This window comes from Kribbella sp. NPDC023855 (assembly GCF_040639475.1).
Taxonomy (GTDB): domain Bacteria; phylum Actinomycetota; class Actinomycetes; order Propionibacteriales; family Kribbellaceae; genus Kribbella.
Map to the genome: position 1 here is coordinate 129,610 of NZ_JBFAAA010000006.1, position 21,702 is coordinate 151,311.

The 21,702-nt window shown below is 68.9% G+C and carries 20 protein-coding genes and 1 pseudogene; 11 read left to right on the forward strand and 10 right to left on the reverse strand.

The annotated features are described in order from the left end of the window. The first annotated feature begins 5 nt into the window (after positions 1 to 5). The 3 genes and pseudogenes from AB0F51_RS22285 (at position 6) to AB0F51_RS22295 (ending at position 2,247) form a co-directional block, all read left to right on the forward strand. Entirely contained in the window at positions 6 to 1,328 is a 1,323-nt protein-coding gene (locus AB0F51_RS22285; protein ID WP_360282811.1) for an FAD-binding oxidoreductase, read from the forward strand. A 62-nt stretch (positions 1,329 to 1,390) separates the two neighbouring features. Further along, positions 1,391 to 1,954, forward strand: a pseudogene (locus AB0F51_RS22290) (dihydrofolate reductase family protein); the annotation flags it as partial. Further along, on the forward strand, positions 1,951 to 2,247 hold the full coding sequence (locus AB0F51_RS22295; RefSeq protein ID WP_360282813.1) for an NAD-dependent epimerase/dehydratase family protein: 297 nt from the start codon (positions 1,951 to 1,953) through the stop codon (positions 2,245 to 2,247). The pseudogene AB0F51_RS22290 and the gene AB0F51_RS22295, both read left to right, overlap by 4 nt. A 43-nt stretch (positions 2,248 to 2,290) precedes the next feature. Here the strand turns inward: AB0F51_RS22295 and AB0F51_RS22300 are convergent, their stop codons facing one another. The 3 genes from AB0F51_RS22300 to AB0F51_RS22310 all read right to left on the reverse strand — a co-directional run bounded on the left by AB0F51_RS22300 (position 2,291) and on the right by AB0F51_RS22310 (position 4,941). Next, a complete protein-coding gene (locus tag AB0F51_RS22300) occupies positions 2,291 to 3,004 on the reverse strand; it encodes a tyrosine-protein phosphatase (protein ID WP_360282815.1) in 714 nt (237 codons plus the stop codon). A 22-nt stretch (positions 3,005 to 3,026) separates the two neighbouring features. Further along, positions 3,027 to 4,139, reverse strand: coding sequence for an iron-containing alcohol dehydrogenase family protein (locus AB0F51_RS22305; RefSeq protein WP_360282817.1), 1,113 nt, complete (start codon positions 4,137 to 4,139; stop codon positions 3,027 to 3,029). Positions 4,140 to 4,200: 61 nt separating this feature from the next. After that, positions 4,201 to 4,941 carry a phosphocholine cytidylyltransferase family protein gene (locus AB0F51_RS22310; RefSeq protein ID WP_360282819.1) on the reverse strand — a complete coding sequence of 247 codons (741 nt, stop codon included), beginning with the start codon at positions 4,939 to 4,941 and terminating at the stop codon, positions 4,201 to 4,203. A gap of 122 nt (positions 4,942 to 5,063) precedes the next feature. Between AB0F51_RS22310 and galE the strand changes: the two genes are divergently transcribed. Further along, a complete protein-coding gene (gene galE / locus AB0F51_RS22315; RefSeq protein ID WP_360282821.1) occupies positions 5,064 to 6,017 on the forward strand; it encodes a UDP-glucose 4-epimerase GalE in 954 nt (317 codons plus the stop codon). A gap of 21 nt (positions 6,018 to 6,038) precedes the next feature. Here the strand turns inward: galE and AB0F51_RS22320 are convergent, their stop codons facing one another. After that, on the reverse strand, positions 6,039 to 6,791 hold the full coding sequence (locus tag AB0F51_RS22320; protein ID WP_360282823.1) for a class I SAM-dependent methyltransferase: 753 nt from the start codon (positions 6,789 to 6,791) through the stop codon (positions 6,039 to 6,041). Positions 6,792 to 6,926: 135 nt separating this feature from the next. Here AB0F51_RS22320 and AB0F51_RS22325 point away from each other — a divergent pair, with 135 nt between their 5' ends. Beyond that, complete coding sequence (locus AB0F51_RS22325; RefSeq protein ID WP_360282825.1) at positions 6,927 to 7,346, forward strand: cyclic nucleotide-binding domain-containing protein; 420 nt, start codon at positions 6,927 to 6,929, stop codon at positions 7,344 to 7,346. A gap of 17 nt (positions 7,347 to 7,363) precedes the next feature. Next, positions 7,364 to 10,516, forward strand: a complete 3,153-nt coding sequence (locus AB0F51_RS22330) for an AAA family ATPase (protein ID WP_360282827.1) — start codon at positions 7,364 to 7,366, stop codon at positions 10,514 to 10,516. Positions 10,517 to 10,736: 220 nt separating this feature from the next. Here AB0F51_RS22330 and AB0F51_RS22335 read toward each other — a convergent pair whose 3' ends face one another. Genes AB0F51_RS22335 through AB0F51_RS22345 form a run of 3 tightly spaced genes read right to left on the reverse strand, consistent with a single transcriptional unit; the run spans position 10,737 to position 13,143 of the window. Continuing rightward, positions 10,737 to 11,522, reverse strand: a complete 786-nt coding sequence (locus AB0F51_RS22335; protein ID WP_360282829.1) for an SDR family NAD(P)-dependent oxidoreductase — start codon at positions 11,520 to 11,522, stop codon at positions 10,737 to 10,739. A 22-nt stretch (positions 11,523 to 11,544) separates the two neighbouring features. After that, positions 11,545 to 12,222 carry a TIGR03089 family protein gene (locus tag AB0F51_RS22340; protein WP_360282831.1) on the reverse strand — a complete coding sequence of 226 codons (678 nt, stop codon included), beginning with the start codon at positions 12,220 to 12,222 and terminating at the stop codon, positions 11,545 to 11,547. A 9-nt stretch (positions 12,223 to 12,231) separates the two neighbouring features. Next, entirely contained in the window at positions 12,232 to 13,143 is a 912-nt protein-coding gene (locus AB0F51_RS22345; protein ID WP_360282833.1) for a LysR family transcriptional regulator, read from the reverse strand. 70 nt (positions 13,144 to 13,213) lie between these two features. On the opposite strand from AB0F51_RS22345, the gene AB0F51_RS22350 reads away from it, so the two are divergent. From AB0F51_RS22350 to AB0F51_RS22370, 5 genes are all read left to right on the forward strand, one after another. Beyond that, positions 13,214 to 14,065 (forward strand): SDR family NAD(P)-dependent oxidoreductase, encoded by an 852-nt coding sequence (locus AB0F51_RS22350; RefSeq protein ID WP_360282835.1) that lies wholly within the window; start codon positions 13,214 to 13,216, stop codon positions 14,063 to 14,065. Positions 14,066 to 14,081: 16 nt separating this feature from the next. Continuing rightward, positions 14,082 to 15,419, forward strand: coding sequence for a hemolysin family protein (locus AB0F51_RS22355; protein ID WP_360282837.1), 1,338 nt, complete (start codon positions 14,082 to 14,084; stop codon positions 15,417 to 15,419). Further along, a complete protein-coding gene (locus AB0F51_RS22360) occupies positions 15,416 to 16,501 on the forward strand; it encodes a hemolysin family protein (RefSeq protein WP_360282839.1) in 1,086 nt (361 codons plus the stop codon). The genes AB0F51_RS22355 and AB0F51_RS22360 overlap by 4 nt, the downstream gene beginning before the upstream one ends. Before the next feature lie 62 nt (positions 16,502 to 16,563). After that, a complete protein-coding gene (locus AB0F51_RS22365; RefSeq protein ID WP_360282841.1) occupies positions 16,564 to 17,679 on the forward strand; it encodes an NAD(+)/NADH kinase in 1,116 nt (371 codons plus the stop codon). A gap of 25 nt (positions 17,680 to 17,704) precedes the next feature. Beyond that, entirely contained in the window at positions 17,705 to 18,802 is a 1,098-nt protein-coding gene (locus AB0F51_RS22370) for a mannose-1-phosphate guanylyltransferase (protein ID WP_360282843.1), read from the forward strand. Positions 18,803 to 18,867: 65 nt separating this feature from the next. On the opposite strand, the gene AB0F51_RS22375 is transcribed toward AB0F51_RS22370, so the two are convergent. From AB0F51_RS22375 to cofD, 3 genes are all read right to left on the reverse strand, one after another. After that, entirely contained in the window at positions 18,868 to 19,584 is a 717-nt protein-coding gene (locus tag AB0F51_RS22375) for a DUF3105 domain-containing protein (RefSeq protein WP_360282845.1), read from the reverse strand. 87 nt (positions 19,585 to 19,671) lie between these two features. After that, complete coding sequence (locus AB0F51_RS22380) at positions 19,672 to 20,640, reverse strand: coenzyme F420-0:L-glutamate ligase (protein WP_360282847.1); 969 nt, start codon at positions 20,638 to 20,640, stop codon at positions 19,672 to 19,674. Beyond that, complete coding sequence (gene cofD, locus AB0F51_RS22385) at positions 20,637 to 21,614, reverse strand: 2-phospho-L-lactate transferase (RefSeq protein WP_360282849.1); 978 nt, start codon at positions 21,612 to 21,614, stop codon at positions 20,637 to 20,639. Before cofD ends, AB0F51_RS22380 begins: the two co-directional genes overlap by 4 nt. Positions 21,615 to 21,702: the final 88 nt, after the last annotated feature.

A 21,702-nucleotide genomic window follows, 5' to 3' on the forward strand; every position in this document is an offset into this window, starting at 1 on the left:
GGTCTGTGAGCGACTTGGCAAGGTTCGCCGGCACATTGGACGGCGAGGTGTTCAGTGCCGGTTCGGCGGAATACGAGGCGATCCGGCGGCCCGCTAATCCGGCGTACGGCGACGTGCGGCCGCGGCTCGTTGTGCTGTGCCGGTCTGTCCAGGATGTCGTCGCCACGCTGGCGTACGCGATGGCCACCGGCGACCGCATCGTCCCTCGCGGCGGCGGCCACTGTTTCGCGGGGCGATCGTCGGCCGACGGGATCGTGCTCGACCTCTCCGGGATTGCCGACATCTCCGTCGCCCCCGACGGGGTGGCGACGATCGGAGCGGGTGCGCGCCTGGGGCAGGTGTACGCAGAACTCCACGCCCACGACCGCACATTGCCGGCCGGGTGCGGCGCCACTGTGGGCATCGCGGGTCTCACGCTCGGCGGCGGGATCGGCTTGCTCGGGCGGAAGTACGGGCTGACCTGCGATCGGCTCGTCGGTGCTCAGGTCGTGCTCGCGGACGGGAGCGTCGTGGACTGCGACGACGACCACGAACCAGAGCTGTTCTGGGCTCTCCGCGGTGCGGGCGGCGGCCAGTTCGGCGTGGTCACGGTACTGCGGTACGCCACCGTCCCCGAGCCGACGACGACCCGAATCGAAGCGCGCTGGTCTGGACCGGCTGTGGCAGACCTGGTCGCGGCCTGGCAGGCCTGGGCCCCGGCCGCCCCGGACGAACTCACCGCCAACCTCAGCCTGGTATCCGAGCCCGGCGCACCACTCGAGGCAACCGTCTTCGGCGCCTCACTTCTCGCGGAGGACCCCACCGCGAGCTTGCTGCGGCAACTCATCGATCAGGTGGGAGTAGCGCCGGCGATCGAGTTGCGAACCGGCCTGCCCTATCACCAACTGAAGGACACCTTCACCGATCCACGAGGGCTTCCGGACCACGCCCTTCAGATCAGGTCGGAATTCTTCGACCGTTCGCTGACCGACTCCACCCTGAACTCGCTGCTGACCAAACTCAGCGAGCCGAGGGCGAAGGGCCGGCGGGAGTTGTCGTTCACCGCGATGGGCGGCGCCTACAACCGCGTCGCCGTGGATGCCACCGCCTTCGCCCATCGCGGGCAACGCTTCCTGCTCGAACACGTCGCCCAGGCGCCCAGCCCGTGGGTCGACGAATCCTGGGCGATCACTCATCCCGAGGGGTCCGGCCGCGTCTACCCCAACTTCCCCGACCTGGCGCTCGACGACTCGGCCACGGCGTACTACGCGAGCAACCACCACCGGTTGACCGCGATCAAGAAGACCTATGACCCACACCGGTTCTTCGACTTCCCACAAGCCATCTGACCAAGCAGTAAAGGAGAGTTATGAGCAAGGTGATCAGTGCCCACTAGGTCTCGGTCGACGGGTACATCAGCGGTCGCACACCCGACGGCGGCGACGAGTTCGGTCGCGGTCTCGGCGATGCGGGGATGCTGTTCGACTGGTACTTCAACGGCGATACACCCAGCCAGGTGTTCGAGGGGTTCAAGCTGAGCGAGCCGAGCGCCCGCGTCTTCGACGCCGCGGCCCGACGCGTGGGCGCGACGGTCGTGGGGCGGACGACGTACGAGCACTCGAGTCACTTCGGTGGCGGCAGCCCGCATCCGACGGCCCCGTTGTTCCTGCTGACCCACCGGCCCGCACCGGAGGTCAGCGAGCAGCAGACGCTGATCACCACCGGCATCGAGGACGCGATCGAGGCAGCCCGCAAGGTTGCCGGGGGCAAGGATGTCGCCGTGATGGGCGGTGGCGCGCTGACCTCCGCGCTCGGGGCGGACCTCGTCGACGAGGTGATCCTGCACCAGATCCCCATCCTGCTGGGCGGCGGTCACAGCTTCTTCCAGTCGGTCCCGAAACACGTGAACCTCCGGCTGCTGGAGGCCGTCGTGGCACCCGGCGTGACCCACCTGCACTACGAGGTGGTCCGATGATCCTCGTCACCGGAGGGCTGGGCATGATCGGCGCCCACACCGCCCGCGCGCTGATCGACCTCGGCCACGACGTGGTCATCACCTCCCACCGCCAGGCCGACGTACCGTCGTTCCTTGCGGGCAAGGTGACAGTGGAGTCCCTCGACGTCACAGACCGGGACGCGTTCCTCGCCCTCAAAGACAGTCACGACATCAGCGACATCGTCCACCTGGCCGGCACCATCCCCGCCGAGGACCCGGTCAGCTCAGCCTCGAAGGCAGTGGCGTCCAGCCGATCCTGCTGCGCCGCATAGTGTTCTTCACCGGTCCATCGGCTGACCCGTTACGTCCTGGAAGTCAGGCCGTCGTGAGGCGGGCTCGGAGGGCAGCTTGGGTTGTCGGCGTCAGTCCGGCCTGGGTCAGGTACGCGATCGGACCGCCGTACTTGGTGTCCAGGTGGCGCAGGATCTGAGTCAGCGAGCTCGCGCGCGTGTCGTGGTACTCGATCATTCGCGGGTGGAGCGATTCGTCCGGTTCGGCGGCCAGTTGTTCGGCGAGGAGCGGGGCCATGCGGGCTTGGGTGAGGGCGTAGTCGGCGACGATTTCCTCTTCGGGGACGCCGGCGATGACCAGGGCGAGGGCAACCAGTACGCCGGTACGGTCCTTGCCGCCGTAGCAATGGACCACCACTGCGCCCTCGGGGGCCTCGGCGATGGCTCGAAGCGCGGCGGCGAACCGGTCCGGGTGGAGGTCGAGCATCTCGGTGCAGGCGCCGACGATCGTGGTGTGGTCCTGCGGGTCGTCAGGGTCCATGACCGGGATGTGCACGCCGATCGGGTCGTCGGTGAACGGTGTCGGGAACGCCGAGACCTCGGCCGCGGAGCGCAAGTCGATCACCCGGCTCACGCCGGTACGGCGTACTGTCTCGACGCCCTCGGGGGACAGGAACTGGAGGCAGTCCGAGCGGATCAGCGCGCCTGCGCGGATGGTCCCGCCGGCCGTCGTCGGGAGCCCGCCGAGGTCGCGCGCGTTGCGGCAAGCGGGCCAGTCGAGGTGACGGTCGACGGTCACAAGTCCTCCAAGACGAGGTGGCCTACTGGTCTTCCAGAGGTACACCTTCGGGAGTGATCCGGGGAGAGGTGGTTCGGGCGTAGGCGTGATCGTTGAAGGCGTTGACTTTGCTGCTGATGCGGGCCGGTGTCAACGCCGCCTCTTCGAGGATGGTGAAGCGACCGGGCCGGGTCTGGGGCGCGTAGCCAACGACGCCCTCGAACTCCTCGAGGGTGAAGCCGAGGTCCGTCGGACGGACCGGCAGGCCATGGCGGTGGAGACAGTCGACCGTCGCGTTGAACATCGCCTGGTCGCCACGGAGGAACCACGCGAACGCGGCCCCGACGCCGACCTGCTCACCGTGGAACGCGCGCCGCTGCGGGTGCAGCAGGTCGATGGCGTGCGAGATCTCGTGGCACGCACCCGACGACGGACGCGACGTACCTGCGACGACCATCGAGATTCCCGAGAGCACCAAGCCTTCCGCCAAAGTCGCGAGGAAGGTGTCGTCGGCGATCGTGCCGGGGTGGTTCATCACCGCCTGGGCCGCGGTCCGTGCCAGCGACACCGCGAGCCCGTCCAGTTCCTCGCCGCGCAGGCTGTGGGCGATCTCCCAGTCGGCGATCGCGGACAGGTTGGAGACGATCTCCCCGATCCCCGACCGGACCGAGCGGGCCGGCGCCTGGGCGATCAGGTCCAGGTCGACCAGGACGGCGATCGGCGCCGGTACGCCGTACGAGCCGCGGCCGGCGTCGTTGTCCAGGGTGCTGATCGGCGAAGCGATCCCGTCGTGCGCGAGATTGGTGGCGACGGCAACCATCGGCAGGCCGAGCCGGGCCGCAGCGTACTTGGTCACGTCCAGCACCGTGCCGCCGCCGATCCCGACGATCGCGTCGTACCGCCGCAGCCGGATCTGCTCGACCAGCTTGATCGCCGTGGTGATCGTGCCGCCGTCGACGGTGAACCAGTCGGCCCCGGCCAGCCCGTCGCGGAAGGTTGCCTGCACGATCGGCCCGTACGTCGAACCGACGGCGATCGCGACCCGTCCCGACGTCGAGATCCGCTGGTCGGCCAGGATCGTGCCGAGCTCGGCCAGCGCCCCGCGGCGGACGTCCACCACGAGCGGCGCCGGAATCATCCGCGCTAGCAGCGGCACACGCTCACCCGCTCAGGAAAGGTCACTGCGGGAAGCGAGGATGGTGCGGGCTCAGCAGACGTCATTGAGGGAAGCCGAGGATCGTGCGAGCCCGGGAGAGGTCGGCGTGGTTGTCGATCTCGACCCAGTCCACGGTGCCGATGGGGGCCACGTCGATGCGGAAGTCCTGGTCGGCGAGGAGCTGGTAGGCGTCTTCGTAGTACAGGTTGGGGTCGCGTTCCCAGGTCTGCCGCAGGGCGGCGGCGAGTGCGGTAGCGGCTGACGGTTCGATCAGCGTGACGCCGATGTACTCACCGGTCGCGGTCGACGGATCCATCAGCTTGGTGATCCGCTCGACACCGCGTTCCGGCGACCAGACCACCTTCATCTCCTCGTCCGCGAGCGACTTCTCGGTGTCCAGCGCGAGGATCACCTGACGATCCTCGGAGCGTGCGTCGAGCAAGGCCCGCTGGACCGACGCGGGATGGACCGTGTCACCGTTCGCCAGCATCGCGCCCGCGCCGAGCAGGTCACGCGCGCACCACAGCGAGTACGCGTTGTTCCACGTCTCCGCCTTGTCGTTGTGGACCAGTTCGAGCGTGACGCCGTACCGCTCCTCGAAGCCCGGCACCCGTTCCTTGATCGCGTCGGCGGCGTACCCGACGACGATCGCGACCTCGGTGATACCGATCTCGGCGTAGTTGGCCAGCGTCAGGTCGAGCACGGTGGTCTCCGGCCCGATCGGGACCAGCGCCTTGGGCAACGTGTCCGTGTACGGGCGCAGGCGGCGGCCGGTACCGGCGGCGAGGACTAGTCCGATCATGCGCGCATCCTAAGCTCACCAGTGGCGGATGATCGATTATGTTTAAAAGTGGTGATTTGTGTGATTCAATGAAGGTGTTGCAGGGAGGTCCGAAACGTGGCGTCGAATGGGAGCATCTGGACATGACATGGCTGGTGACTGGCGGGGCCGGGTACATCGGATCGCACGTGGTGCGCGCGTTCCGGGCGGAGGGGATCGACGTCGCGGTGATCGACGATCTGTCCAGCGGGAAGGCCGACTTCCTGGTCGACGGTGTCCCGTTCACCCAGGCGAACCTGCTCGACGGTGACGCCACCCGCCGCGCGCTCGAAGGGGCGACCGGGGTGGTCCACCTGGCCGGCTTCAAGTACGCCGGGGTCTCGGTCGAGCGGCCGCTGCACACCTACACGCAGAACGTGACCGCCATGGTCTCGCTGCTCGAGGCGATGGCCGACCAGGGCGTCGGCAACATCGTCTTCTCGTCCAGCGCGGGCGTTTACGGTACGCCGAAGGAAGAGGTCGTCACCGAGCAGACCGCGCCCGACCCGCAGAGCCCGTACGGCGAGTCGAAGCTGATCGGCGAGTGGCTCCTCAAGGACCAGGCCAAGGCCGTCCCGCTGAACCACACCTCCCTGCGCTACTTCAACGTGGTCGGTTCCGGCGACCAGTCGGTGTACGACGCGAGTCCGTACAACCTGTTCCCGATCGTCTGCAACCTGTTGACCCAGGGCAAGGTCCCGCAGATCTACGGCACCGACCACCCCACCCCGGACGGCACTTCGGTCAAGGACTACGTCCACGTCGCCGATCTCGCCCGGGCGCACGTCTCCGCCGCGCGGATCCTCGAGGAGGGCAAGGCGCTGGAGCCGGTCTACAACCTCGGCAGCGGAACCGGTACGTCGGTGCGCGAGATCATGGACGCCGCCCGCCGCGTGACCGGGATCGACTTCACTCCGACCGAAGGTCCGCGCCGCCCGGGCGACCCGTCCCGCGTCGTCGCCTCCGGTGAGCTCGCCACCCGCGACCTGGAGTGGAAGAACACCTACACCGTCGACCAGATGTTCGCCACCGCGTGGGAAGCCTGGCCGAAGCCCTGAGCCCGGAAGAGCTGGCCTGGCTCAGCTCTTGATCGCTTCGAAGCAGGCCGTGGGGATCGTGAGAGCCACTTCGCCGCGCTCGTTGAGCTTCTTCTCCACGGCGGCCAGTTCGGCCGCTGTGGCGATCGAGCGCCATCCTTCGAGGAAGCCCAGCTGGACGAAGTAGTGGTTGAAGAGCGCCGTGCCGTCCGCGAAGCGCATCGTGAACGAACCCGTCCCGGCGACGGAAGCCGTGAACCCGGCGGCTTCCAACTGGGCGACCGTGCCGTCGAGCGTGGCCCGATGGTTGATGTGGGCATCCAACTGCTCATGGTCGTCCAGTACTTCGCGCAGCACGTCGTAGAACTCCGCCATGTGGCCGACCAGGTTCGTGCTGAGCAGCAGCCGCCCGCCGGGGCGTAGTACCCGATGGCACTCGGCGAGGATCGTGTCGGCGTTGTCGAAGTTGTTGATGCCGAGGTTGGAGACGATCACGTCCACCGACCCGCTGGCCAGATCGAGGGTGGCCGCGTCCGCCACGCGCAGCTCGACGTTGGTCAGGCCGAGGTAGCTGACCTTGCGGCGCAGTACCCGCATGGCCTCCGGCCAGGGGTCGACCGCGATCACCCGGGCGGCCGCGCTGCGCTGGGCCAGCTCGACGGTCAGGAAGCCGGTCCCGGCGCCGATGTCCACGATCGTCTGGCCCCGGCGCAACGGAACCCGTTCAAGAATCAACTGCCCGAACGGCGCCGACCAGAGGGGGAGTTCGTCGTAATACTGCGCTGTCTCGGTCACTGCTTGAACAATACTTGCGGCGCGGGTCCGGCCGGGCCGGAATTTTCGTAGGCTGCCGGTCCTTCCCGGCTGTAACCTGTGCCGCAGTTCACTGTGTTGTCCGCCTGGGCGGGCACCGATCAAGGGGTGCGATCCATGAGTCACGAGAGCCTGCCGCAGTTCCTCGCGAAGGTAGATCTCTTCGCAGGGCTGTCCAAGGAGACGCTGTCCGACCTGATCGCCCGCGGTACGACGCTGTCCATCAAACCCGGCGCCCACGCGACCGAGCAGGGCAGCGCCGACGCCGGGCTGCAGGTCGTCCTGGAAGGCACCGCCGAGGTCACGGTCAACGGCGAGGACCGCGCGCCGCTGGGTCCGGGCGACTACTTCGGTGAGATCTCCCTGATCGACGGGTTGCCGCGCTCGGCGACCGTCGTGGCCGGTCCCGAGGGGCTGACCACATTCGCGCTGTCCACGCTCGCCTTCGCGCCGGTGGTGAAGGCGAACCCCGAGGTGGCCTACGAGCTGCTCAAGGCGCTCGCCACCCGCGTCCGGTCGCTCGAGTCCCAGGCCTGAGGCCTGAGCCACGCCTGATGCCGGCGGCGGAGGAACGCAAGGTCGTCTCGGTGCTGTTCTGCGACCTGGTCGGGTTCACGGCCGCCGCGGAAGCAGCTGATCCCGAGGACGTCCGCCGCTGGCTCACGCCGTACCACCGGACCCTGAAGGCCACGGTCGAACGGTTCGGTGGCACGGTAGAGAAGTTCGCCGGCGACGCGATCCTGGCCGTCTTCGGCGCACCGCTGTCCCGCGAGGACGATGCCGAGCGGGCGGTCCGGGCCGGCCTCGCGATCCTGGAGGAGCTGGCCGCCGGCTCGCTCGAGGTCCGGATCGGCATCGAGACCGGTGAGGCGCTGGTCGAGTTGTCGGCCCGGCCGGAGCTCGGCGAGCCGTTCGTGACCGGGGTGGTGGTCAACACCGCCGCCCGGTTGCAGACCTCCGCCCCGGTCGGCGCGGTCGTCGTCGGCGCGGCCACGCACGCCGCCACCAGCCGCGTGTTCGACTACCAGCCACTCGAGCCGATTGTTGCCAAGGGCATCAGTCGGCCACTCGCGCGCTGGCAAGCCGGCGAGCCTCGCGCTCGCGTCGGCGCCGACGTCATCCGAGACCTCAGTACGCCGCTCGTCGGCCGACAGCGCGACCTCATGCTGCTGCGCACCGCCTTCGACAAAGCAGTCGCCGAGCGGACACCCCAATTCGTCACACTGCTGGGCGAACCAGGGATCGGCAAGTCCCGCCTGGTCGCCGAACTCGGCGCGGAGCTGGACAAGCACGAGGAAATGGTCGTCTGGCGAGAGGGCCGCTGCCTCCCGTACGGCGAAGGCCCGTTCTGGCCGATCGCCGAGATCATCAAGACCCAGGCGGGCATTCTCGACAGCGACCTCCCCGAGCAGGCCGCGGCGAAACTCGAGACGATCCTTCCCGCGGGCGCCGACCGGGCCTGGTTGCGAGCCCGCGTTCGCCCGCTCGTCGGCGCCGACGTCGACGGTGCCCCGGCCGCGGTGGCGCAGGAAGAGTCGTTCGCAGCCTGGCGCCAACTGCTGGAAAGCTTCGCCGAGACCTCGCCGGCCGTACTGGTGCTGGAAGACCTGCACTGGGCCCGGGATGCCTTGCTGGCCTTCGTCGACCACCTCGCCGAGTGGGTCAGCGAACTACCCCTGCTCGTCGTCATCACCGCGCGCCCCGAGCTTCTCGAACGCGGCCCGCGCTGGACCCGCGGTCTCCAGAACGCCTGGATGATCGGCCTGTCCCCGTTGTCCGGCAGCGAGACCGACCAGCTGATCAGCGAACTCCTCGTCGGCGAGCAACTCCCGCCCCAGACCAAGGCCGACCTCGTCGACCGCGCCGACGGAAACCCCTTGTACGCCGAAGAACTCGCGCGGATGGTCAACGAGACCGGCACCTCCTGCAAAACGTCGGAGCTGCCGTCGGGGATCACCTCGATCATCGCGGCCCGGCTGGACACTTTGGATCACGACCGGAAGGTCCTGCTCGCGGATGCCGCGGTGATCGGCCGGGTCTTCTGGGCCGAAGCGGTCGCCGCCCTCGCCGGTCGCGACCCGGCGGACGTAGTACAGGCGTTGCAGGAGCTGGCGCGGAAGGAACTGGTGCGGCCGGTTCGGCAGTCGTCGTTGCAAGGGCGACGTGAGTACACCTTCTGGCATGCGCTGACCAGGGACGTCGCCTACAACCAGGTACCGCGGGCTGAGCGAGCGCGGCGGCACATCGCTGCCGCGGACTGGATGGAGTCGCAGTGCAGCGCGCGGCAAGGCGACACGACGAACGTGATCGCCCACCACCTCGGTACTGCGTTGACGCTGGCTCGCGCGGTCGGAGATGAGGAGACCGAGCAACAGTTGGCGCCTCGCGCCCGGCGGTCTCTGCGGCAGGCGGCCGAGCAGGCGATGAACCTGGACGCCACCGAAGCGATGGACCTGCTCGACCAGGCCCTGGCGCTGACCCCGGAGGATGACGCCGAGCGTCCCGAGGTGCTGGCGCGCTGGGGCTGGGCGGCGTTCCTCACCGGCCGGCTGGACGACGCGCTCGCGGCGTACCGGCAGGCGGTTGTCGGCTTCGATGCCGTCGGCAACCTTGCGGGGAAGGCCCGGGCGTTGCGGTGGTCCACGTACGCGATGAGCAGCATGGAGGAGAGCCTGGACACCATCGACCAGGTGGTCGGGATCTTCGAGAGCCTCGGGCCGAGCGAGGATCTGGTCGGTGCACTCGCCGGGCGGGCAACCATCCTGGGAATCGCCGGCCGGCGCGACGAGTCGATCGCCGCGGCCGATCGGTCGTTGCGGCTGGCCGAGGAGCACGGGTACGACGTACCGCATCGCGCTTTGGAAGCGCGCGGGTTGTCGCGGATCGGCAACGGGGACACGGGTGGCCTGGTCGATATCAAGCACGCGTTGAGTGCGTTGCTGGAACTCGGTCTTGCTCGCGACGCGGCGGTGACGTGGCTGAACTACGGATTCGTACTGTGGCACATCGAAGGGCCGATCGCGGCGCTCGAGACGTTGCGCGAGGCGGAGGACTTCACCGAACGGCGCCGGCTGGCCGAGTTGCGGCAGAACCTCAGCTGCACGGTGCTGGAGCTGATGATGGAGACCGGCGACACCGAGGCGGTGATCGCCAACTGCGAGGCGCAACTGGCCGATCCGGGTCCGGCGTTCATCGCGTTGCGACGGATCGAAGTACTGGCCGCACTTGCCCGGGCGAAGCTCGAACTGGGGATGCCTGGGGCGCGCGAGCCGGCCGAAGAGGGGTATCGGCTGGGGATCGAGTCTGGCTGGCCGGACTACATGGCGATCGCTGGTGCACCGGTCGCCACGGCTCGCGCAGCCGACGGGGATCGCGACGGCGTACGGGAAGTGCTGCAGCGGCTGGCTGGTCGGTCGGAGATCTCCGGGAGCCACGAGTTTGCGGCGCGTTTGCCGACCTTCGTACGAGCCGCGCTGGCAGTCGATGAACTGGAGCTTGCCGAAGAGCTCGCCTCCCGGCTGGTCCCGTTGCTGCCGATGCGCGAATACGCCCTCACCACCGCGAACGCGCTCATCGCGGAGTACCGCGGCGACCGCGCGGCTGCAGCCGCGGGCTTCAAGAAGGTGGCCGGAGACTGGAAGACCTTCGGCAACCTGATGGAACAAAAACACGCCTTAGCCGGAACAATCCGAACCACCCGTAGCTGACCCGCTTGAGCTGGTTCGCGCGGGACAGGTCTCTGTGTGAACTGGCAGCCAGTCTTCTTGCTGATGCGCCGGCGCGCTCGATCTCTTGATGCGCGAGGTGATGCGCAGCATCACGAGCCGCTACCGCCCCGGTATGTCACGCGCGCCAACCTCCAGTTTGCGAGGTGGCGCTCAGCGCCACGAGCCGGGCAGGCGCTGGCGGGTGCACTAAGCGCCGCCGTTAGTCCTCGTAGGTCTTGGTGAAAGGCCCGCTGGGTGTTAGGTCTAGTTGGCCGGGCCCGGTGAGGACGCCGCCTTCTACTGGGAGGGTGTGGCCGGTGATCCAGGCGGCGTCGGGGGAGGCTAGGAAGGCTACGGCTGCGGCGATGTCTTCGGGTTCGCCTACTCGGCCTAGGGGGTAGAGGGTGGCGAACTTTTCCAGGGTGCCGGGTTGGTTGTCCCAGTTGGGGGTTCTTACGGTGCCGGGGGCTACGACGTTGAAGCGGACGCCCATCGAGCCGTAGCGGGCGGCGAAGTTCTGGGTCATGGCGATCTGGCCGGCTTTTGCCGCGGCGTACTCGATGTTGCCGAAGGCGGCGAGGCCGTTGACTGAGCTGATGGTGACGACGTTGCCGCGGGTCTTCACCAGGTGGGGGAGCGCCGCCTGGATGCAGCGGGCGGCGCCGACCAGGGTGAGGTCGAGTTGGCGGTGCCAGTCCTCGTCGGTGGTGTCTTCGGGGACCGAGGTGATGATGCAGCCGCCCGCGTTGTTGACCACCACGTCGAGTTGCCCGAACCGTTCGATCGTCGCCGCCACCGCGGCGTCGACGTCCGAGCGGGAGGTGACATCCATCCGCACGGCCAGCGCGGAGTCGCCCAGCTCCTGTGCGAGTGCGGTGATTTTGTCCTCCTGCAGGTCGGTGATGACCACCGAGCCGCCTTCCGCGGCGATCCGTCGCGCGACCGCCGCGCCGATCCCTTGTGCGCCCGCCGTGACGAACGCGACCTTGCCCTCGAACCGCTGCATCAAGATCCCCTCCGAGTAGTGTTTACAGGCCTTCCAGCACGCGATCGACCTTCTCGTCCGCGATCCGCCGGTCGAGCTTGGCCGGGTCGAGGTTGCGGCAGAGCACGATCGAGCCGCCGCCGGCGATCACGCCGATCAGCGTGCCGATGCCGTCGGGCGCGACCAGTGAGGTCGTGGTCAGCACCCGGTCGGTGATCGGTTCCGCGGCCGCGATCAGCTCGGCATGCGTCTTCTCGTCGTACGCCGGTGTGCTGGCCGCCGGCGGGTTGAACGGGACGAACAGGTCGGGATGGTTGTAGACCTCGGCGCCGTAGTCGTGGATGCCTTCCGGCAGCGGTTCGCGGAACCGGCCGCCCAGCGGGAGCAGCGCGGAGGCGATCGTCTCGCGGGTGCCACGGACGGCGAAGTCAGGGCCGGTGATGGCGAGCGCGCCCTCGCCGGTGGTGACGGTCGCGCCCGCCGACCAGGTCGACAGCGCCCAGACGACACCCAGCCAGTGCGGCGGCAGCCCGATTGCGACCGTCTCGCCGGGCTCCAGGTCGTACTCGTCGACCAGCAGGTTGGCCGTCTTCGCCACCCAGTTCGCGGTGGTGACCGCGCTGAGCTCGATCCGCTCGCCGGTGACGTCGTCGTAGTAGGTCAGGAACGGGTTGGCGCCGTCCCGCTGGACCGCGGCGCCGAACAGCTGAGGAAGGGTCACTCCGCAACCTTAGCCAGGTGCCATCTCGCGGGCCGCCGCACGGAGGGCTTCGGCGACCGCGGCAGCTGGTTCGGACAGGCGACCCGGCAACCGCGCGAGGATCACCCGCCGCAACTCCCGCGGACCCCCACGCACAGCTATCACCCGTACGCCGGGAGGCGCGGCCGCCGCGAGTGAGGCGGACACGGTGGTGATACCCGCGCCGGCGGCAACCAGATGGAGCTTGGCGAGCCAGTCGCGAACGGTGTGCGAGATCTCGGGCCGCTCGTCGAGGCCAGGCCAGACCCCCATCAGGTCCGCGGACGGGCTCGCGATCCAGCGCTGCCCCCGCAACTCGGAGACGTCCACCGTCGAGGCCGCCGCAAACGGATGATTGGCCGGTACGGCGAGGCGCAGCGGCCGCTCGGCCAGCGTCTCCACTTTGATCGCCGGCGTCTCGCTGTCCGGCGGCCGGAACGGCGGAGCAGCCGCGAGCACGGCCAACTCGATGGTGCCGGCACGCAGCGATCGCACCAACGCCGGAGTAGTGCCCTCCCGGCTGACCACGGTGAGACCAGGATGCGACCGCCGCAACCCAGTGATTGCCAACGGCAACAACACGGCACCGGCGCTCGGGAACCACCCCAGTCGCACCGTGCCACCCTCGACCGGCAACCCGGCCAACTCACGCGCGGTCGTGTCGATCTGGTCGAGCACCTCGGCCGCGCTGCGGAGTACCAGTTGGCCGGCCGGAGTAAGTTGGACGCCTTCGCGGCGGCGCTCGAGGAGTTGGGTTCCTGCGGCGCGCTCGATGGACGCGATCTGCCGGGAGACGGCCGATTGTGTGTACCCGAGCGCGGTCGCGGCAGCCGTGAAGGTGCCGCGCTCGGCGACCTCGCGGAAGACCCGCAGCGCGACCAGGGAAACATCGGAGAAGTCCATGACGTTTACGCATGTTACCTGTGCCGAACTCCCGCTGGAGTCATGGAAAGAACGTTCCTAGCCTTGTTACATGAGACCGCAGAGAATTGCCCTGGTCACCGGGGCCAACCAAGGGATCGGCTTCGCCCTGGTCGAAGGCCTGGCAGCAAGACTCGACAGCAGCGACCTGGTCCTGCTCACCGGCCGCGACCCCGGCCGGGTCGCGGAAGCCGTCGAGCGGGTCAGCGGCATCGCGCAAGTACAGGGCCGCGTCCTCGACGTCACCGACACCGCCGCGGTCAACGCGTTGGCCGCCGAGCTGACGGCGCAGTACGGCGGAGTCGACATCGTCATCCCCAACGCGGTCGGCCCGCTGACGCCGGACCGTCCGCAAGCCGAGCAGGCGGACACTTTTGTTGCCGTCGCCAACGGCGGCACCCACGCCGTACTGCGCGCCTTCGGGCCGGTACTGCGTCCTGGCGGCCGGCTGATCGTGGTCGCCAGCTCGTTCGGCACGCTGGACAACCTCGATCCGAAGCTCCACCCGCTGTTCGCCGATGGACGGTCACTCGACCAGATCGAAGCAGCCGTCGACGGCTGGCTGGCCGCGATCCACGCGGGCACCGCCGAGGACGAGGGCTGGCCGGGGTGGATCAACACTCCGTCCAAGGTGGGCCAGGTCGCGGCCGTCCGGGCGTACGCCGCCACCCGCCGGGAGGCTGACCTCGCCAACGGCACCCTGATCGCCTCGGTCTGCCCCGGTCTGGTGCGCACGCGTGCCTCGCTCCCGTGGTTCGACGACTTCAGCCAGGCGCGTGAACCCGCGGAAGCCGTCCAGCCCATCCTCGACCTCATCCTGACCGACCAGGTCGACCCCACGGCGTACGGGGAACTGGTCCGCGACGGCAAAGTTCTGCCCTGGCTCGGGAGGTTCGCCCGCTGAGTCGTAAGGTCACTGCATGTTGATCGTGATCGGCCTGGTGCTGATCCTGGCGCTGACTGTTGCCACCGGCTACTTCGTGGCGCAGGAGTTCTCCTACGTCGCGGTGGACCGGAACAGGTTGCAGGGGCTGGCCGACGGTGGCGACCATGCCGCCGCCCGGGCGCTGAAGGTGACGCAGCGGCTGTCGTTCGTCCTGTCCGGCGCCCAGGTCGGCATCACCGTCACCGCGCTGCTGGCCGGGTACGTCGCCCAGCCCTACCTGGGCAAGGGGCTGGAGAACCTGCTCGGCACGACCGGCCTGCCGGAAGGCGTCAGCCTGTCCGTGTCGGTCGTCCTCGCGTTGCTGTTGGCAACAATCATCCAGATGGTGTTCGGCGAACTGGCGCCGAAGAACCTGGCGATCGCCCGGGCCGAGGCGATCGCGCTGCGGCTGTCCCGGTCCACGCTGATCTACCTGGCCGTCGCCGGTCCACTGATTCGCATCTTCGACACCACCTCGAACCGGATCCTCCGCCGGGTCGGCATCGAGCCGGTCGAGGAACTCCCGCAAGGGGCGACCGCGCAGGACCTGGACCGGATCATCGCCACGTCGTACGAGCAAGGGCTGCTGGACCAGGACACCATGCGGCTGCTCGACCACGGGCTCGACTTCCGGCACCGCAACGCCGACCAGGTGATGACGCCGCGGGTCGACGTCATCACCGTGCACCGGGACGCGCCGCTGACCCGGGTGGTGGAACTGCTCGACACCGGCCACAGCAGGTTCCCGGTGATCGGCGAATCGGTCGACGAGGTGATCGGGGTGATCGCGATCGGTGACGTCGTCGAGGTCGAGCCGGCCGACCGGTCGCACGTCCCGGCCGGCTCACTGGCGTCGGCGCCGGTCGTCGTACCGTTCACGCTGCCGCTCCCCGCCGTACTGCACCAGCTCCGTACTGCGCACCGCCAGCTCGCGATCGTCATCGACGAGTTCGGCGGGTTCGCCGGGGTGGTGTCGCTGGAGGACATCGCCGAGGAGCTGGTCGGCGAGATCCGCGACGAGGACGACCTGCCCGAGGCCGCGGTGCTGGCGAACAAGGACGGATCGTGGACCGTGCCGGCCCGCTGGCGGATCGACCAGGTGGCCGAGGAGACGGGGATCCGGCTGCCGGAGGACGAGGACTACGACACGCTGTCCGGCCTGATCATGGCCCGGCTCGGCCGGATCCCGGTCGTCGGCGACGAGTTGGTGGTGGAGTTGCCCCGCCGTTTCGACCATGACGGCCGGCCGGTGCCCGCCGAGTTCTTCCAGCTCAAGGTCCAGTCCGTACTGCGGCATGTGCCCGGCATCGTCGTACTGGAGCGGCTGAGATGAGTACTCCGGTCGCGCTCCTCATCTCGGTGCTGCTGCTCGCCCTCAACGGGTTCTTCGTCGCGGCGGAATTCGCCCTGGTCGCGTCCAAACGGCACCGGCTGGAACAGGCGGCCGCGTCGGGAAGCCGGTCGGCGCGAGCCGCGATCGCCGGCGTCAGCGAGCTGTCGCTGATGCTGGCCGGCGCGCAACTCGGCATCACCCTGTGCACGCTGGGCCTCGGCTCCTTGTCGGAACCGGCTGTGGCGCACCTGTTGCATCCGCTGTTCGAACTGGTCGGACTGCCGGAGGAAGTCGGGCACGTGATCGCGCTGCTGATCGCGGTTGGCGGCATCGGTCTGCTGCATGTGCTGCTGGGGGAGATGGCGCCGAAGTCCTGGGCGATCAGCGATCCCGAGCGATCCGCGTTGCTGCTGGCGTTGCCGTTCCGGGGATTCACGTACGTCTTCCGCCCGCTGCTGATCGTGCTGAACAGCATGGCCAACCTCTGCCTGCGCCTGATCAAGGTGTCGCCACAGAACGAACTGGCCAACGCCCACGGCCCGGACGAGTTGCGGTTGCTGATCGAGTCGTCCCGCGAACACGGCACTCTCGAGGAGCCGGAGCACGAACTGCTAACGGCCATGCTCGCGCTGCAGAACACCACGGTCGCTCAGGTGATGACACCGACCGCCGAGCTCTCCACAGTGCCCGCCTCGGCGGCTGCCCGCGAAGTCGAGCTCGTCAGCCGGCGTGAGGGCCACTCGCGACTCGCTGTCGTGACACCGGGTACTACGGCGGTGTGCGGCATCGTGCACGTCAGCGACGCGGCCCGCGCGACCACTCGGGGTGGGACCACCCTTCGCGCTTCCGAGTTGATGACCGAGCCGCTGCGGTTGGCGGCCAGCACGCCGGTGGCCGCCGCGATCCGGTTGATGCGCGAACGCCGGTCGCAGCTGGCCGTAGTACAGGAGGGTGACGAGCCGCTGGGTGTTGTCGCGCTGGAGGACCTGCTGGAAGAGGTCATCGGCGAGTTCGACGACGAAACCGACCCGATCATCACCGCCTCCCGGCGCTCCGCACCTCCGGCCGACGCCGGGGGATGACCGGTTGCGGGTCGTCCGCAGGACATACGGTGGTTGGTACGCCGTACAGGAGGAGTCATACCGTGCCCGTCAGCCGTCTCGGCCTTGTCGTTCACCAAGCTCGCCCGCTGGCCGTCCAGGCCGCTGGGGTGGTCCGCGAGTGGTGCCGTCGCAACGACATCGGCTGTACCGACATCGACGTCTGGAAGGACCACGAGCACCGTCGCGGCGGCATGGAGGAGATGCAGCACGCCGGCAACCCCGACCTGGTCGTCACGCTCGGTGGCGACGGCACCTTCCTGCGGGGTGCCCGGATCGCGGCCAAGAACGGTGCCGCCGTACTGGGTGTCGACCTCGGCAAGGTGGGCTTCCTGACCGAGGTGGCGTGCAGTGACGTCGAGGAAGCGCTGGAGGCCGTCCACAAGGACCAGGCCACAATCGAGGAGCGCATGACGCTCACCATGCGCGCCTCCCGGCCGCTGGAGGTCCCGAGCGGCATCGAAGCCCTGCTGCGATATGGCCACGGCCCGTCCCTCCCGCCGCCCGCTGTGCGCCAGGAGAGCCCTGAGGCGGACGGCTGGGGTGTAGCGCTCGACGTGACCGCCCTGAACGACGTGGTGATCGAGAAGCTCGCCCGCGACCACCAGGTCAGCGTCGGCGTCTACCTGTCCGGCCGCCTGCTCGCGTCGTACTCCGCTGACGCCCTGATCGTCGCGACACCGACCGGCAGTACGGCGTACAGCTTCGCGGCCGGCGGCCCGATCCTGTCGCCGCACATGGAGGCAGTCGTCTTCACGCCGGTCGCCCCGCACATGACCTTCAACCGAACCGTCGTAGCGGCCCCGGACGAACCAGTAGGCCTCCGCGTCCTCCCACACTCAGGCCAGGCCGCAGTGAGCATCGACGGCCAACTCCGCGGCGTCCTCGACCCAGGAGACTGGATCGGTGTCTACGGCTCGGTCCGCCGCCTCCGCCTGGTCCGCCTCCGCCCCACCGACTTCTACGGCCGCCTCCGCGACCGCTTCCGCCTCACCGACGCCCCAGCCACCGGCATAGACGGCGACCCCGCCCCCTTCTTCCGCCCCAACACCCCCATCCCCCCAGACCTAGCCCACCTCCGCCTACCTCCCGTCCCAACCACCCCCCAACCCAACAGCCCGGCCTGCGAACCGGCAGCAGCCACAGAACAAGCCGAGTAGCCCTCGCCCGGTAGGCTCCCTCCCCATGCGAAATGTCGTGATTCTGGCCGGCGGATCGGGAACGCGGCTGTGGCCGTTGTCCCGGGCCGACAAACCCAAGCAGGTGCTGCCGCTGGCAGCCGGGAACTCCCTGCTCCGCGTGGCCTACGACCGGCTCGAAGGGCTGGTCGACCCGGCCAACATCTACGTGTGCACGGTGGCTGCGCACACCGACCTGGTGCGCGAGCAACTGCCCGAGCTGGGCGAGCACAACATCATCGGTGAGCCCGTCGGCCGGGACACGGCCAACGCGGTGGGCCTGGCGTCGGCCGTGGTGGCCCGCAACGATCCGGACGCCGTACTGGCGATCGTCGGGTCGGACCACCTGATCACGCCCGAGGAGGACTTCCGGGCGGCTCTCGAGGCAGGTTTCCAGGTGGTGGAGCAGCGGCCCCGATCGCTGGTGACGTTCGGGATCGAGCCGACCCACCCGCACACCGGGCTCGGGTACGTCGAACGCGGTGCGGCCATCGAGGGCACCCCGGCGTACGTGGTGGACCGGTTCCGCGAGAAGCCGGACCGGGCGACGGCTGAGGAGTACCTGGCCACCGGCCGGTTCTGGTGGAACTCGGGCATGTTCGTCTGGCGCGCCGAGACCGTGCTGAGCGTGCTGGACGCGCTGCTGCCCGAGTCGGCCGCCCAGCTCCGACAGGTCGCCTCGGTCTGGGACACCCCGGAGCGGGACGCCACGCTGGCCGAGATCTACCCGCAGCTGCGCAAGATCAGCGTCGACTACGCCGTGATGGAGCCCGCCTCACAGGGCAAGGTGGATGCCGACGTGGTCGTCGTCCCGATGCCGGTGCACTGGCTCGACGTCGGCTCCTGGGCGGCCCTGGCCGGGACCTACGAGGTCGATGCCGACGGCAACCGCCACGACGGTTCGGCGCTCAGCTGCCTGCTCGACTCGCACGACAACGTGATCGTCACCGACGACCCGGACCACCTGATCGCGGCCGTCGGGCTGCGCGGGCACATCATCGTGCACACCCAGGACGTCACCATGGTCTGCCCGCTGGCCGACGGCGAGCGGGTCAAGGACCTGGTCGCGATCGTCCAGTCCGACCACGCCGAGCGCTACGTCTGATCCCTGGCACGCAAAAGCCCCGGACCTGGAAGTCAGGTCCGGGGCTTTGTTTTGCCAGGAGTGGGTCAGCCGCCGTTGGGTTCTTGGGCGTCGGTGGCGGGGTATTTTTCGATGAATTGCTTGAGGGCTTCGCCGGAGACCGAGCCGCAGAACTGGCGGTGGCCGAAGGCGGTGGTTTGGCCCTGGGTGTTGCCGCTCCAGTGGGAGAAGGCGATGTTCTTGCCGGCCGGCCAGGCGGCGCCGTCGCCGGACCTGAAGGGGGCGGCGATGAACTTGCCGAACGAGCTGTCGGGCAGCTTGGCCTTCGAGATCTTCTCGATCAGGGCGACCTGGTCCTTGTTCTTGGCGGTCGCCTCGTTGTACCAGAGGATCGTGTAGCCGTGCTCCAGGTTGTGCACCAGGTTCGGCACCGGCGGGCGGTCGTCGCCGTAGAACTTCTTCGACAGCGGGGCCCAGTCCTGGTAGTGCGGGCCGGACGAGGGCGGCGACACGGCGTACGGGATCACGGTGCCGTCGGGCTTGTGGTCCTGGGTGCCGGAGGCCGCGTCGTTCGTCGGTGCGTCACAGGAGGCAGCCGAGGCGGCGACGCCGATCTCGCTGATGTCCTGGTTCCTGGTCCGCGAGTCCTGGATCAGCTTGATCGCCGGGTAGGCGATGATGGCCAGGCCGACGACCATGCAGCCGGCCACGATCAGCCGGGTCCGCATCTTGTCGGACCGGGCCTGATCGCGCTGCATCTTCTCGACGAGCTCGCGGCGGGACTGCTTCTGAGACTTACCCACAGTGATGGTCTTCCCGGATCAGGGGCGGTCTCGGAGCCGCCGTGCGGATGCAGTGTACGCAAGCTGTCTGAGAGGTTGCCTAGAAATCTAGGCAGACCGTGAGCCGACCGTGATCGTGGCCTCACTCCCTGGCCCCGTCCGGACGCTCACCCCGTAGCCCTCCGCATGCAGCAGGACGGCCAGCCGTTCGGTGAGCATCCCGACCCGCAGCGGGTCGTCGCCGAAGACGCCGATGGCACCATCGACCAGCTCGACTCGAAGGTCATCGGACACCAGACCGGCCCAGAGCGCCGGATCGACCTCACGAGGCCCAGCAGGAGCCTTCCGGTCCAGTACTGCGGCCCGCGCCGCCTCCCGCGTCCCCAGGCTGAACAGGTCCATTTCGGCATCCCGCACCAACGCGCGAGCCCCAGCCCCATGGTTACCGGCCGGCAACACCAGGTCAGCCAGCCCACGCAGTACTGCGACCGGTACTCCGTCGGCCTTGCCCTTCACCAGTTCGCTGGCAGCGGCGATCTCGTCGGCCAGCGCAGGCTCCGTGACGGCCAGGACGTTGCCATGGCTGTCCGTCGTCCCGCGCAGGTCCTCGATCACCTGTACTCCGGCGGCGCCGATCGCCAGGTCGACCTGACCGTTACGCCATGGCCGGCCCAGCGTGTCCGTAACGACGACGCCCACATTGACGTCGTACCGGGCCTGCAAGGCCTCACGCAACGCACGGGCGGAGAGGTCTGGGTCGACGGGGAGCAGCAGGACGGTGCCGGGCGGGGTGTTGGAGGTGTCGGTCCCAGCAGCGGCCATGACCAGGCCGTGCCGCGTCTGCACGATCCTGGTGTCGCCGCGCGAGGCCACCACCCGGACCAGCTCGGCGTCGATCGCCTCGTCGCGGGTGCCCGTGGTCAACCGGCCCTCGGCCTTGCTGACGATCTTCGAGGTGACCGAAAGCACGTCACCGTCGCGCAGGTCGGCCGCCTCGCCGATCAGCGCGGCCAGGTCGTCGCCGGCGGCGACCTCGGGCAGTCCGACGACCGGGAAGACCTCGAGGTGCTTCCTCACCGGCGAACCGCCTCGGCCAGCGTGAGCGCCGCGGAGGCCAGCGCGGCCGTCGTGTCCTCGTCGGTCATCCACAGTGGTACGGCCTGGGCGTGGATACCGGCCGTCGCGATCGACTCCAGCTGAGCCGCGTCCGACGTGTCGATGAGCCAGCCGTCCAGTACGCCGTCCGCCGCGCGCGACCCGTAGTGCCTGGCCACCGCGCTCGCCGTCGACTCCACCCCGATCGCGGCCAGCACCTTGTCGGCCATCCCGCGGACCGGGCCGGTGCCGATGATGGGGGAGACCCCGATCACCGGCGCGGACGTCTCCCGGACGGCGTCGCGGATCCCCGGTACGCCGAGGATCGTGCCGATCGAGACCACCGGGTTCGACGGCGGCAGCAGCAGCGCGTCGCACTCCGCGATCGCGTCCAGCACACCCGGCGCCGGCTTCGCCTTCTCGGAGCCGACGGCAACGATCTGGTGCGCGGTCACCTCGGCGTGCAGCCGGACCCAGTACTCCTGGAAGTGGATCGCCTTCTTGGTGCCCGGATGGTCCGGGTCGTCTACCACCACATGTGTCTCGACCCGGTCGTCGCTCATCGGCAGCAACCGGACCGGCAGGTTCCACCGGCTGCAGAGCGCCTCGGTCACCGCGGCCAGCCCGTAGCCGGCGTCGAGCATCTGGGTGCGGACCAGGTGGGTGGCCACGTCGCGGTCGCCCAGACCGAACCAGGTCGGCTCCACGCCGTACGCCGCGAGCTCCTCCTTGATCACCCAGGTCTCGTCCTCACGCCCCCAGCCGCGCTCCTTCGAGATACCGCCGCCGAGCGTGTACATCACCGTGTCGAGGTCGGGGCAGACCCGCAGCCCGAACAGCGTGATGTCGTCCGCGGTGTTCCCCACCACGGTGATCTCGGCGTCCGGCCGCGCCTTCAGCAGGCCGCGCAGGAAGGTGGATCCGCCGATGCCACCGGCTAGCACTGTCAATCGCATGGGAACAGTTTCCACGAGTCGTCAAAGCAGCGGCCCACCGCACGACTATGCTGCCGAGGGTCCGACATGTGTCAACGTCAGTTGAACG

Excerpts from the sequence above, each read along its gene's own strand:
- AB0F51_RS22295 (WP_360282813.1), top strand. The coding sequence starts at position 1,951 with ATGATCCTCGTCACCGGAGGGCTGGGCATGATCGGCGCCCACACCGCC.
- AB0F51_RS22310 (WP_360282819.1), bottom strand. The coding sequence starts at position 4,941 with ATGATCGGACTAGTCCTCGCCGCCGGTACCGGCCGCCGCCTGCGCCCG.
- galE (WP_360282821.1), top strand. The coding sequence starts at position 5,064 with ATGACATGGCTGGTGACTGGCGGGGCCGGGTACATCGGATCGCACGTG.
- AB0F51_RS22325 (WP_360282825.1), top strand. The coding sequence starts at position 6,927 with ATGAGTCACGAGAGCCTGCCGCAGTTCCTCGCGAAGGTAGATCTCTTC.
- AB0F51_RS22330 (WP_360282827.1), top strand. The coding sequence starts at position 7,364 with ATGCCGGCGGCGGAGGAACGCAAGGTCGTCTCGGTGCTGTTCTGCGAC.
- AB0F51_RS22335 (WP_360282829.1), bottom strand. The coding sequence starts at position 11,522 with ATGCAGCGGTTCGAGGGCAAGGTCGCGTTCGTCACGGCGGGCGCACAA.
- AB0F51_RS22345 (WP_360282833.1), bottom strand. The coding sequence starts at position 13,143 with ATGGACTTCTCCGATGTTTCCCTGGTCGCGCTGCGGGTCTTCCGCGAG.
- AB0F51_RS22350 (WP_360282835.1), top strand. The coding sequence starts at position 13,214 with ATGAGACCGCAGAGAATTGCCCTGGTCACCGGGGCCAACCAAGGGATC.
- AB0F51_RS22355 (WP_360282837.1), top strand. The coding sequence starts at position 14,082 with ATGTTGATCGTGATCGGCCTGGTGCTGATCCTGGCGCTGACTGTTGCC.
- AB0F51_RS22360 (WP_360282839.1), top strand. The coding sequence starts at position 15,416 with ATGAGTACTCCGGTCGCGCTCCTCATCTCGGTGCTGCTGCTCGCCCTC.
- AB0F51_RS22370 (WP_360282843.1), top strand. The coding sequence starts at position 17,705 with ATGCGAAATGTCGTGATTCTGGCCGGCGGATCGGGAACGCGGCTGTGG.
- cofD (WP_360282849.1), bottom strand. The coding sequence starts at position 21,614 with ATGCGATTGACAGTGCTAGCCGGTGGCATCGGCGGATCCACCTTCCTG.